This window comes from Pseudomonas sp. PGPR40, from assembly GCF_022014505.1.
In the GTDB taxonomy this organism is placed as follows: Bacteria; Pseudomonadota; Gammaproteobacteria; order Pseudomonadales; family Pseudomonadaceae; genus Aquipseudomonas.
Map to the genome: position 1 here is coordinate 20,239 of NZ_JAKLSP010000034.1, position 12,626 is coordinate 32,864.

Below are 12,626 nucleotides of genomic sequence, written 5' to 3' on the forward strand. Positions count from 1 at the left end.
AGCTGCAAGCCCCGGAGAAAATAGAGAAAATAGATCTGTCCCCTTATTGGTCGGACTTCCTGCTATCGCGCATGCAGCGGCTGAAATTGACCCGCGCGCATTTTCCAGGCGCAGTTGATCGGGCTCTCAGGCTTCAATGCAAGGCGCTCGGCAACCAGTGCCTCGGCAAGTGTGCGGTTGCCAAGGCGAATAGCGGCTTCGGTCAGCGTCCATGAGAAGACATCACGCTGCGCGTGACTACCGCCGAAGCGGTTGGCTTTGGCTCGTAAGGGCATCAACGACGCTATAGCCTGGGCATAATCCCCACGACCAAACGCCACTAACCCTTCGCACGCCGGCACACCAATCTCTCTACTCATCATGGCGTTGGTACCAGTGCCAGCAGCGGCCCGCTTCAGGGTATCCAACTGCTGAGTTTGTGCACGGCTGTTTGCAGAACCCACGAATGACATCATCGCGTTCACGTCGTTAAAGGCGTAGAAACCGTCTTCACAACGGGACTCCCATCTTTCGGCCAGTCCTTTCCACCGATCTCCAACGTCATGACCGAGCAGAGAGAGTCTCCAGAGCAGCGCTGATCCATCAAGTAGCTCAAGCGCTTGACCAAATCCGCCCGCTGAAATGTCCTCATCAAAGAGACGAAACGCGCCCGCCACATCATTGGCCTCAAGGAGGAATAGCGCTTGGTGCCACCACAAATGGAAGGCAAACATGCTATTGGGAGCCCAAGCACTGGCGCTGGATGAAAGATACTTGGCCCCCTCTTCGCTACGGCCCTGCATTTCCATGACATGGGTGACGGCATGCACTGCCCAGCCATCCTGCGGGTTCAAGGCAACAGCCTCGCGCCCCTGCTCTTCAGCCTGCCGGTAATCCCCTGCCTCTTCCAGGCCAAAGGCATACATCCCTTTCACAAAGCCAAAGCCAGGAATCTGGTTATCCCAGCGCGGCATCACACGAGCCACGCGATCACGTAGCATGTGCGAGTAACCTAGATAGAAGTCGCCCAAATGGGCGAATTGCAGTGCCAGCAGATCACGGGGGTGCTCCATCGAAACACGCCCCCAGGTTTCGATTGCCCGCTCCCAGTCGCCGTCGAACCAAGCGCGTACGGCATGGATATGCTGCCGCTCGCGATCATTCGCTTTCGGTGCCAACCGCTCTGCCGCGTCCAAACTTTTGAACAGCTCTGAGTCAAACGCTTTGTCGGTCGCAGTCGCAATCGCGCCAGCACGAAAGGCGTAGGCCAGCGCAAAATCCGGGTGCTGCGCGATAATTTTGTCAGCCGCCGCCAGAGGATCGGCCTGGTAGGCATGCAGCAAGTCGCAAGCGCTATCCAGAGCATCGATCGCCTCCTGCACGTCATAGGAAACAGGATTGCCACGCTTGTCGCGTTTGCTCATGGTTTCCTCCTGACCACGCCCTAAGGGCATACATGATCGAGATGTGAAGATCGCTCTCGATTGTCTCCCCGAATGTGGCTCAGAGACACTTTTCCGACGAAACGTGAATGGCTGCTTCTGGCCCAGGCTGCGTAAAAACGACTGCATCATTTTTTGGTCTGCGTTGCTACGTGAAATCTGCCGAAGTTCTGGTCAAATCAAGACCTGAAATTTGCGTGGGATCGCGTTATTTGACCCGATTCAGATCGCCGTCACTGGTCGAGAACGTTTTCACACAGCCTCGGTCGATTGCTGGCTGTCACGAAGGTCAGAAAATCGGCCTATTTCGGCCCTTCAGAAAAGACAAAAAACGGCCCGAAGGAGACATCAATCTTTGCATTCATACTCTGTAGCTAGCAGAACGCAGAAATGCTCAAATTACCGGACTCTGACAATGAATAGAAAGGTAAGCAGCAATGCCTGAAACCGACGACAAAGCGTTCTACGATCGCGCAGACGAGCATATAAACCTATCAAACGAGCAACTTAGAGAGTTCGAAAATCTTGGCAAGGTAAGCGCGTCGATGATGTTTGGCACTACACGGTTCAATGCTTGGGTGAGCGCTCGCAGCTTCAAATCCGGCGCGGAAATGGCGCAGGCTCGCGAAGAGATGTTGAACTACTTCTGCGAGCAGTACCGGATGATGCTCGAGGATAACCTGGATGACCACATCAACAATTTCAGCAAGTACATCCAACCCGATTGAGCAGCCATTTAGACAAGCAATGGGAGCAACAGGAAGGTTCTAACCTTCCTGCTATGCTGCATCAACCGTTCATTGACTCAGGTCTGAACATTGAACGGCCTAATCCTGATAATGATTTTTCATTTTTTAGGTAGGCTTTGAATGACTCCTCAGCTCTTCCCGATTCATGGCCTCGTAAGTTTTACCCTCGCCATCCTCCTGCTTTTCCTAGGCAAAACCCTTGTCCAGCACAACACCTTGCTCCGTCAATACTGTATTCCTGAATCGGTCGTCGGCGGCTTTGTCTGTGCGGCGGTGACGACCCTTCTTTACTTTGGTCTTAATATCCAGATCGAATTCGATCTGAAAGTTCGCGATACTCTGCTGCTCTATTTCTTTGCCGGCATTGGCTTAAGATCGGACATGCGCCAACTGCTTAAAGGTGGACTTCCGCTGCTGATCCTCCTGTTGCTCGCCGGTGTATTCATCGTCCTGCAAAACGCCCTGGGCATAGGTATGGCCGAGCTATTTGGACTCGATCCCAAGGCTGGGTTGATGGTGGGCTCCATTTCCCTCACGGGTGGCGCAGGCACCACGCTGGCCTGGGCACCGCTGTTCGTCGACAGGCTGGGCATCGATAACGCGCACGAACTGGGCATGGCCAGCAACACTGTCGGCCTGATTGCCGCTTGCGTTATCGGCGGCCCTATCGCCAACCAACTGATACGTCGTTATCAACTGACGCCTTCCGGGGATGCTGCGCTGGAAGTCGGCGTTCTCGAGCAACACCCCATCCAGTCAATGAACTACTACGACGTGCTCTGGGCGTGGATGTGGCTCAACCTGACCCTGATGCTGGGCTATGGGCTCAATCTGCTGTTGGTCAATGCCGGCATCACCCTGCCAAAGTTCGTCAGTTGCCTGTTTGCGGGTATCGTCATACACCACATCGTGGTCGCAGTGATTGGAGATCAGCGGCTGAAAACCTGGAGCGGTGCCAGCTTGGGTCTGTCGCTGATCTCCGATATTTGTTTGGGCATGTTTTTGACCATGGCCCTGATGGGGCTTCAGTTATGGCAGCTCAGCGGCGCATTGATGTTCATTCTGTGTGCTTTGACCCTGCAAATTCTGCTGACGGTGCTCTATACGTATTTTGTGGTCTTCCGCTGTATGGGTCGCGATTACGAAGCCAGCGTGATTGCTTCCGGCTTCGGGGGAATTGCTCTCGGTTCCACGGCGACGGCCATCGTCAACATGACAACCGTGACGCAAAAATACGGTGCAGCCCACCAGGCCTTCCTGATCGTGCCGCTGGTATGTGGCTTTTTCATTGACCTGGTCAATGCCGTGATCATCGGCATGTTCAGTGGTATCTAGCTATCGCTCCCTCTGTCCATGCCTATCGGGATCCGGTCAGCGTGGTGGTTTTGACTCTAGTACGCTTTTTTGCCAAGGAGACCCCTTGGAAACGCTATACGCAATGCATTCGTGCAGTCGAAAACCTGCTTAAGCCTTGCACCTTGCACGATCGGCCTGAGTTCTTCCGTCATAGCCCCAATCGGTTGCCGGCGAGCACGGCAGAGCTGTTGCAGGCGATAGGCGAGGACCGGATCGACATCGCACTTTGCGCTGGTGAGCCGTTCGGCGCAAACATCGTTACGCGCCTCCCCATGAAGTGGTTCGGCTACCCGGATCTACTACTCGATGACGTGGTTCCGCCCGTTTCTTCTGGCCGCGCAGCGAGTGCTGGACGCCGCCGGACGCCCATGGCGCATGGCGCTCACCACCCCGAGCCTTGATGGTCTACGCGCTGCGGTCGAGGCAGGATTGGGCATTACCTGCCGCACTGAAGCAGGATTTGGCCTACCGGCGATGTCGAGAACATCGCTGCCGCAACTGCCGGAAATCGCCTATTCCATCGTTGAGCGGCGCCAAGGGGATGCGGGCACCAATCTGGCCGTGAGCCGAATGACTGCCCACCTTAAATCAGTAGCGGCATTGCAACAGTGAATGCGATAAATGTAGAAGATAGCTTGTACTTAGAGGCAGCAATCGGCCAAAAGCGGCCTGTGGGGCGCGCCTCGAAAAACTGGGGCAACTCACAATTTTGACTCGATACTACTTACAGACTCACTCAGGCCGGCAGCGGTACCGAATTTCGGACGCAGAATCATCATTCCCACAGATACAAGGCGAGTTGCACTGCGGCTCGCGGATGGCCGCCGGCCACCCGCGAGCCAGTACCATCAAGCCAGCAGCTTAAGCTCGTCTTTACCGTATTTGAGCGATTTCTCGTCTGGAATCATCAGGCCGGTGTGCTCGTCGCGCCCCTGCAGGACGAAGCGGGCGTCCGGCTTGCCCAGTTGCGTAGCGGCCTGCTGGCTGTTGGCGCCGATCTCGCCCTTCTTCATGCGGTTGACGATCACCCCCACCGCCGTATCGTTGAAGTCGCGCAGCATCCAGGCATCGCCATCGCTGTCGCCAGCCACCAACACCGGGCCATAGCCCTTCTGTTTAACCAGCACGTTCTTGATGCCGACGGTCTTGCCCGGACCGTAGTTGAAGTGCCAGTCTGGCCGATAGCGAGTGGTGTACTTGCCGTCTTCCATTGCCATGCGCAGACCGATCACGTTCTCAGGCGGCACGCCGTATCCGTAATGAGGATTGCCCGCGAACACGCGTACCACATCGTCGATCGAGGCGGTGCTGACATAGACGTCGATGCCGTTGGCGCGCAGCGTGTGCATCAGTCCACGAATCTCCTCATGGATACGAATGCCATGGAAGTGGGTAGCAGCCACCACCCCGGCCCTGCCCGGTAATGTGCGCGAACTCTCGTACTTGACCTTGCGCAGCGCGTCGCCGATGGCGGAGTTGTTGGAAGCCTCGGCCATCGCCTGCAACTCAGCCGTGGTCATGTTCTTGTAGAAATACAGTATCCACTTGTAGCCGATCTCCACCGGGTAACTGTCGCAGATCGCGTCGTACATGAAGTAGAGCTTGGCGAGAAAATCCTTGTACTGCTCGCTGGCCTGGATCTCTTCCAGGCTCTTGTCGCCAGCGAGCCCCTTGTAGTTGGCGTGCAACCAGCGGTAATCCGCTTCCACATCGCTGGCGATGTCTTCCATCTTGACCGGCTTGCCGTCCACCGTGGTGTAGTCCTTCATGAACGCGCCGTTCGGCACGTCCTGACGCACCACAGCAGCGAACTCATCAGGCGTCAGCTTGTACTGCAAATGATTGATCTGGTAGACCAGCAGCGCTTCTTCACAGTCGTTCATGATGCAGGTGTTGTCCCAGTCGAACACCGCGTATGGGCGCTGGTCAGGACGGTAGGACGCGCTTTTGACACCGTGCTCATCGATCACCGCTTGCAGACGCTTTTGGTTAAGCGGCGACCAGCGCGCTGGGTCCAGCGCACTCGGTGTGGCCGCAGGCATGGCGGCTTGCGTTATACGGGATGACAACAACAGCGGAGAGATGACGGAAACGGTGGCGAGGGTGTTCAGAAACTGGCGACGCTGCATGGCATAGCTCCTACTTCTAGACGAGAGGTTACAACCGAGGCGATGGCGAAAGCGTGTTTCGAAATACGGACGAGGGGAAGAGCCCGTCCGGCCACGAGGCTAGCTCCAAATACACAAAAAAACAATATTGCCTCAATATTGCACAAAGATGATGCGCAGACCGTGTCAGCTCAATGATCCTGGGGCCGCGCCAAACTTGACAGCGACTGACGCCCCTCCACAATGCGTGCTCGGACAGCGACTCGAACAGCAGGGACACCCGGTATGTGGCAAGAAGAGCGTTACCAGCGGATCCGCGCACTGCTATCGACTTTGCAGCGCGTCACCACCGACCGCATCGTCACGGAGCTGAATGTTTCTCGCGAGACAGTGCGGCGCGACCTGGTCGCTCTGGAAGAACAGGGAGAGTTGAAGCGGATACACGGCGGCGCCATCCGCGTTGAGGACGAAGCGCCCATCGCCGAGCGGGCGCAAAGCAACGTCAAGTTCAAACGTGACCTCGCGCGCGCCGCGGTCAGTCTGCTGTCACATGGGCAGACAGTGTTCATCGACGCGGGCACCACCACCGTCATCCTTGCCGAAGAGTTGGCCAAGCTGGGAGGGCTGACCGTGATCACCAACTCGTTCAACGTGGCACTGCAACTGCGCAACCCCGCCGCGTCGGGCGGTCGGCACAACGAGGTGCTCGTACTGGGCGGTTCACTCGACGATCGTGCGCCGGCGACGGTCGGCAGCACCACGGTGGCGGAAATTGCCCGCTATCGGGCCGACCTGGCGCTGTTGTCGCCGGTCGGCATCGACGCCCAGCGCGGTGCCAGCGACTACGACCACCGCGAAGCCGAAGTGGCGCGCGCCATGGCCGACAATGCCGAAGGCGTAGTCATCCTCGCCGATTACAGCAAGATTGGCGTGGAGAGCCGCGTCGCTTTCTGCCCGCCAGAACGTATCGACGTGCTCATTACCAACCACAAGGCCAGTACCGAAGCGGCGTTCGCCGCACTGAACGCCAAGCTGAAACGTATTGTCCTGGTGTAGCGGTGGTTTGGCGGTTGCAGCAGGCATTGACGCAGCGTGATGCTCAAGTGCAGGCAACCGGGTAGATCTTGCACGATGCGACTCTCGGCGCTGGCAAACTGACGGTAGCTGTTCTGGCCAGACACACAGCGCTGTAGGAGCGTTGTGTCGACGTCGCACAGATAAGACAAATAGTCTTAAGGAGAAGGTCATGTCAGATAAAGGGCATGACGGGCCAAGCCGCGATTTCGGGGGCAATGCAACACCGGTTAAGCATCATTACGGTGTACTCGACAACGGGCCGAAGAACATACGTATGACCTTGTCTCTGCCAATCACGCGTATCAGCTCGCGCATCGTGCAGTACATCAGCACCAGAACCAGCAGCAAAATCTGAATGGCCCAGAAATGCGGCCATACGATCTGCGCGAGCAACTTCTCGTTAGCAGAGATCAAACCACCGACCTCACGCCAAAAATCGATGAGATGTTCCAGATAATGGAAAAGCACGGCTATCAGCGTATAGATAGTTGTTTTCCAGGCGACGTTGTATATCAGTGGTTTTTCCGGGTAACGATTGATGAATGGCAATAAGTCCGCAATCACCACCGCCTTGCCCAGAATCAATGCTGCCAGGGTTACCGATGCGGTCGCGCCCAGCGTCATTCCTGTTTGCTTAAGCATCAGGACACGAATGAAAGCAACAATGTGCAAGGCAATGAAGAAGAAAACTGTGGGTGGGATTATGGCTGCGATCTCTTCTTTGATCTTCTCAGTTAGTTTGCTCATGACGCTCCCCTCTCCTGTAAGCCATTGCCTCTCACGTAGATGTTAGCGTGTCCTCGATTAACGGAGGATTTCGGCCAGCGCTTGGCGCATCGGCTCGCCGGAGACATGGACGAATCCAGAGAAGGGCGAGTCCAGTTCCAGAATCATCATGACGCCTCCGGAAACTGCTATCGAACAGAGGCAGAAAACGGCAATCGTCGTGGCATTGCGAGGTGCGAACAAGCCGAAGCTGGCGAAGACGAGGCCAAGCCAAAAAATCAGCAGGATCAGGAACGGCATCGGAATGTTACTTGCACGCTGTTCCGCCAGCATCCAACGCGCCTGTAACACATCGTCCGACAGCGCAAGCGCCTGGGAGCGCAACCAGCGTTGTCTCGGATCAGTCGCAACAAGCAACAGAATCGATTCCTGTATCGCCTCCATCATCTGAACAGTCGTTTCAGTTGAATGTAAGGTTTTACCTGTCGCTGGAAACAATTCCTCCATTTTAGTTCTCGCGTAGAGGCGCAGCTTAGTACGGGCATCCTCCGCTTCTGGTCCGTAGCGCTGCAGCATGCGGTTGATCCTGACGATATCGACAGCGATCTTCGACACTTCATTCGAGCGTGTCGAAAATGAACTGTTCGCCGTCGAGATCATCAGGCCAATCACCAAGGCCGACAGTGTGCCGACAATCGCCGACGAAACGGAGATTGCATTGCGCGATTCATTGCTCAGATGATGCTCGGGCAGAGCTCGCGCAGCATAGATGCCAATAAGAGCGCCGCCGAAGGTAGCGACGAAGCCGATCAGTCCGATAGCTATATGGTTCATGAGGGAAGATCGCTCATCGCATCACCTTGATATGCTTGCCGACGGCGGATAATTCGTCGTTTTGGCAGAGGCGTCAGAAACGCCAGGTCATGTTGCCGGTCACGGCTTGAATCCAGGCATTGTCGAACTCACCGGAAGTTCGAGTACCCGACACCGATTTTGTCTGGTCCACCGGCATGTCGCCGAGCCACACCATGGCCCAGCTGACGTTGACATCGGTGTCCTTGCTCAGCGCATAGGTCACCCCCGTCGCCAGGCGCCAGGATTCGCCCATAGGTACGGTGAAAGTGCGTTTAGCATCCGAGACGGCACTGCTGTCGTAGGCCACGCCGACATTCCACAGCACTTGCTCGGTGGCTTGGTACTGCGCGCCAAGGGAGAGATGCCAAGTGTCCTTGAAGGCCGCGTCGACCGTTCTTTTTTGCGCACCAAACGCCGTTGTGTCGACCTGTACGGCAATGTCGCCGAACTCTGACCAATCCTGCCAGTTGGCCGACGCCAGCAAGGCCCATTGCCGATCGAGTTGCTGGAACAGGCTCAGGGTGACGGTTTGCGGCACCTGCATGTCGAGTTCGGTGTGGGTGTTATCGATGGCTTGCAACAGCGGACCATCGCCCGTCACATCAAGTCGGTCTTCAAAGTCCAGGTCGACCTGACTGGTGTAGGTCAAACCAATGCGCGTGCCGGGTTGCGGGGCGTAAATCACGCCCACGTTGGCGCCGTAGCCCCAGGTGCCGTCTTTGTACTTGTACTGGCCGTCAGTGCGATCGGTGAAACCGAAGGGTGAGCGGTCGATGGCGGTTTGGGCTTGCAACATGCCGTACATGGCCTTGATGCCGAGGCCCACCGACCATTGCTCATTGAAACGGTAAGCCACGCTGGGCACGAGAGATAAACCGAGCAAGCTGGAGTTCTGGGCAAAATAGCGACCAGACCAATCGTTGTCGTAATCGACCGCCAGCCCGAAGTCACCGTACTGGCCGAACCCGACGCTCCAGTGTTCGTCGAGTTCATGGCTGATGAAGAAGCTGGCGCCGGGTATCGGGTCGAGAGCGTTGCCGCTGCCGCTGCCCGTGCCGTTGGTGGCAGAATCGCGATTGAACGTCAGGTCACCATAAAGCACCTGCAAGCCACCGGTGATTTGCGTCCCTGGCAGGTACCCCATGCCCGCCGGATTGCTGGCGATGGTCGAAGGGCCTTGAGCACGGGCGGCGGCACCGGCATTGGCCAGGCCAGCGTTATCAGTACCGATTTCGTAAAGCATGATGCCGCCGGCCCAGGTTTGCTGGCAAAACAGCGCAAGCAACGTACAGGTCGGCAGGGTTGCGGTTTTTGCAGGCATGCATTCACCTCGGCAATGTCCATTACGAATGCGGGCAGCCCCGTGGATTGGATTGATAGCCCGCACGATTGTGCCGAGTACTGGGGGGAGTGGCGGTCCGGCGACAGTTATCACTTCACTGTGGTGTCAAACGGATAAATCCTGCGCCACTCTTTCGCCATATCCACGACTGTCCAGTTCTGAGCCTTGGCCTCATCCAGCGCTTTATCCAGCTTGCCGATTTTGGATGTGCGGTCATAGGCCCACTCACGCTGCGCATCAGTGTGATGCACCAGGCCCATGAAGCGTTTACCTTCGCCCGCAGCGGTCCATTGCAACATTTGCTGATCGCCATCGGAGTTACCAAAAGCGAAGATCGGACGCCGACCGATAATCGCGGCAATGCTCACCGGCTTGCCGGGGCCATCATCGTTATGGGCCAGTTTTGGCATCCGCATGATCACCGGTTTACCGTCGTTATATTGGTATTCGGCATCGAAAGTGGTGCCGATTACCTGTTCCGGTGGAACGCCATACACTTCCTCGGCCCAGGCGCGCATGAACTCCACTTCGCCACCTGAAACGATGTAGGTTCTAAAGTCGTTGCTGCGCAAATAGTCGAGCAATTCCAACATCGGCTGATAAATCATTTCGGTGTAAGGCTTATGGGTTTTGGGGTGCACGGCCTTGGCCAGCCAAGCCCGGACATTGGCCAAAAAGGCTTCGGTACTGATTTGGGTATGAGTGGCTCCAACGATGTTCATCAGTCCTTCCATGCCGCTGTCGGACAGGGTTTTCTGATCGTTCTCCAGTACTGCCTTGAAGGGCTGCCGGTCTTTCCATTCGGGATGCTGGGGTGCCAACCGCTTGACTTCCTCCAGTGCGAATAGCAACTGGAAGTACATGGGCTGCTCGCTCCATAGGGTTCCGTCGTTATCGAACACGGCAATACGGTCAGCCGGTGCCACGAAATCCTTTGAGCCGTCCGTTGTGACCGCCTGGACAAATTCGACGATAGCCTTTTTGGAGGAGCCCTCTTGCCAGGAGGGCAAGGGTTCGGCTGCTTGAAGCAGGAGTGGCCACAACAATATCAACCAAAACCAACGCAATGACGGACGAGCCCATGATGTGTCGTTCATACGATTTACTCCCCTGCCATAACTGGGCGAGGTGGGGGGTTAGAAGATCCACCGCTTTGTCTGTCCCGAGTATCGAGCAAGCGCACTGGTCAGCCGTTAAGTCGCAAAGTGGCGGCGTTTGAAAAGTCCGCCACTTCTGGCCTGATTGACTAGTTACCGGCAGGCATCGGCAGGTGAATGCCTTCCTTCTGCAATTCTTCTCGTACCGTCTGGAATTTCTGGTATTTGGACAACTCGATCGGCCCGTCATAGGTCATGCTTTGCATCTTGCGTGGAGGGTACTTGGCGTAAGTTTTCATAAGGTTGTTGATTGCCATGCTGATGGGAACCATTGACCAGGTACGTTCGGTGAAGTTGTTCATGAAGATGTCGTAGCGCTCTTGCGGATCCTGGAGCAAGTCAAAGACCTGTGGCACGGTCGCCACATACTTGCTCGCGCCTTTCCAGCCCTGGTTGGTATCGACAGCCAGGCCACCGGTATGGGCTCCGTCATCGCCCCGCAGGTTGAACACGGCCTTGAAGTTGCCCACACGGGCCGCACCCGGCGACAGTTCGTTCTCGGTGAAATAAAACCACTCTTTACGAGGGGACGGTCCGGTGCCAAGCAGTACCGGGGTCATGTCATAGCTGTCAAACATGATGGGCTGGCCTTCACGATCTTTCTCCGGCAGTTTAATGCCGGCTACCGAGGCAAAGGTCGCCATAAGATCAAGTCCACCGAGAATGTCGTGGTTTTTCATACTGGGTTTGATTTTTTCCGGCCAGACCATGATCGCCGGTACCCGATTGCCACCTTCACGCACCGTGCCTTTAGTGCCACGGAATGGCGTGTAGCCGGCATCCGGGTACACGTCCTGCCAGGCACCGTTGTCGGTTGTGTAAACCACCAAGGTGTTTTTATCCATGCCCAATGCCTTGAGCTTGGCCATGATGCGGCCAATGCGGGTGTCGAGTTCCACCACGGAGTCGGCGTACTTGGATTTGGAGATCGATTTATGAACGAACTCCGGCGCCGGCATGTTCGGTTGATGCACTTTCATGAAGTTGACGTTGATGAAGAAAGGCTTGTCCGATTTGGCGGCCGTGTCGAGAAACTCCAGGGTGGCTTTTTCCACATAGCTGTCAAAGAAGGGAACCCCGACCACACCCGGCTTGCCGTCGATCACCGGGGTATCCACATATTGGCCGTTGATCTTGAACTCTTCGACGGGCTTCTCGCCAGCCTTGCCGGACAGTGCCCCTTTGGTCACTTGGGTGAACATGGCCCGGGTTTCAGGATCCATGTCCGGGAACCATTCCGGGTCAGCGTAGGTGTAGGCATTGAGGTGGTATAGGCCGACGTACTTCATTACGTCATAGCCCTGGGCATTGGGCATTGCATAGTCGGCCTCACCCAAATGCCACTTGCCGGTGAAGTATGTGTCGTAGCCACCCGTCTTGAGCACCGAGGCCAACGTCCACTCGGCCGCGGGCAAACCGCCGCCCTGGCCCTGGAAGGCTACCGTCGTCATGCCGCTGCGGTTCGGGATACGCCCGGTTTGCATGGCTGCCCGACCGGGCGTACAACTGGGTTGGGCGTAAAACGAGTAAAAAGTGGTGCCCGCTGCGGCCAGTTCATCGATGCTCGGGGTTGGCATGCCTCGCCCGACACCCCCACCGTAAGGTCCCAAATCACCGTAGCCGGTGTCGTCGGAGACGATGAATAGAATGTTGGGCTTTTCTGTTTGGGCGGCTTGAGCAAGACCGTTTAGTGCCATCAGTAATGAACAGGCGACGTAGAACCTGGAGCGATGCGGGAGTCTTTTCATGGTGGCTTTCCTCTATCGAGAGTCGATCCTCGCTGCTACCCAACCACTGAGTCAGCAGCAATCAGAATCCTGTGAGTAATCCCCCAA

Annotated in this window: 11 protein-coding genes; 4 read left to right on the forward strand and 7 right to left on the reverse strand. The window is 56.4% G+C overall.

What is annotated here, in order from left to right; all coding sequences use genetic code 11:
- Positions 1–62 precede the first annotated feature (62 nt).
- Positions 63–1,403, reverse strand: a complete 1,341-nt coding sequence (locus tag MEB48_RS24700) for a tetratricopeptide repeat protein (protein WP_237886438.1) — start codon at positions 1,401–1,403, stop codon at positions 63–65.
- Positions 1,404–1,858: 455 nt separating this feature from the next.
- Here MEB48_RS24700 and MEB48_RS24705 point away from each other — a divergent pair, with 455 nt between their 5' ends.
- The 3 genes from MEB48_RS24705 (at position 1,859) to MEB48_RS29270 (ending at position 4,138) form a co-directional block, all read left to right on the forward strand.
- Entirely contained in the window at positions 1,859–2,149 is a 291-nt protein-coding gene (locus MEB48_RS24705; RefSeq protein ID WP_237886439.1) for a DUF3144 domain-containing protein, read from the forward strand.
- 141 nt (positions 2,150–2,290) lie between these two features.
- Entirely contained in the window at positions 2,291–3,505 is a 1,215-nt protein-coding gene (gene gltS / locus MEB48_RS24710; protein ID WP_237886440.1) for a sodium/glutamate symporter, read from the forward strand.
- 327 nt (positions 3,506–3,832) lie between these two features.
- Positions 3,833–4,138 carry a hypothetical protein gene (locus MEB48_RS29270; RefSeq protein ID WP_330932723.1) on the forward strand — a complete coding sequence of 102 codons (306 nt, stop codon included), beginning with the start codon at positions 3,833–3,835 and terminating at the stop codon, positions 4,136–4,138.
- A gap of 236 nt (positions 4,139–4,374) precedes the next feature.
- Here the strand turns inward: MEB48_RS29270 and MEB48_RS24720 are convergent, their stop codons facing one another.
- Positions 4,375–5,655, reverse strand: a complete 1,281-nt coding sequence (locus MEB48_RS24720) for a haloacid dehalogenase-like hydrolase (RefSeq protein WP_237886441.1) — start codon at positions 5,653–5,655, stop codon at positions 4,375–4,377.
- 264 nt (positions 5,656–5,919) lie between these two features.
- Here MEB48_RS24720 and MEB48_RS24725 point away from each other — a divergent pair, with 264 nt between their 5' ends.
- Positions 5,920–6,690, forward strand: a complete 771-nt coding sequence (locus MEB48_RS24725) for a DeoR/GlpR family DNA-binding transcription regulator (protein WP_237886442.1) — start codon at positions 5,920–5,922, stop codon at positions 6,688–6,690.
- 258 nt (positions 6,691–6,948) lie between these two features.
- Here the strand turns inward: MEB48_RS24725 and MEB48_RS24730 are convergent, their stop codons facing one another.
- The 5 genes from MEB48_RS24730 to MEB48_RS24750 all read right to left on the reverse strand — a co-directional run bounded on the left by MEB48_RS24730 (position 6,949) and on the right by MEB48_RS24750 (position 12,539).
- Complete coding sequence (locus MEB48_RS24730) at positions 6,949–7,458, reverse strand: hypothetical protein (RefSeq protein ID WP_237886443.1); 510 nt, start codon at positions 7,456–7,458, stop codon at positions 6,949–6,951.
- A 57-nt stretch (positions 7,459–7,515) separates the two neighbouring features.
- Positions 7,516–8,271, reverse strand: a complete 756-nt coding sequence (locus MEB48_RS24735) for a bestrophin-like domain (RefSeq protein WP_237886444.1) — start codon at positions 8,269–8,271, stop codon at positions 7,516–7,518.
- Positions 8,272–8,344: 73 nt separating this feature from the next.
- Entirely contained in the window at positions 8,345–9,613 is a 1,269-nt protein-coding gene (locus MEB48_RS24740) for an OmpP1/FadL family transporter (protein ID WP_237886445.1), read from the reverse strand.
- A gap of 110 nt (positions 9,614–9,723) precedes the next feature.
- Positions 9,724–10,731: an HAD family hydrolase gene (locus MEB48_RS24745; protein WP_237886446.1), complete on the reverse strand. Its 1,008-nt coding sequence runs from the start codon at positions 10,729–10,731 to the stop codon at positions 9,724–9,726.
- Positions 10,732–10,880: 149 nt separating this feature from the next.
- Positions 10,881–12,539, reverse strand: a complete 1,659-nt coding sequence (locus tag MEB48_RS24750) for an arylsulfatase (RefSeq protein WP_237886447.1) — start codon at positions 12,537–12,539, stop codon at positions 10,881–10,883.
- Positions 12,540–12,626 lie beyond the last annotated feature (87 nt).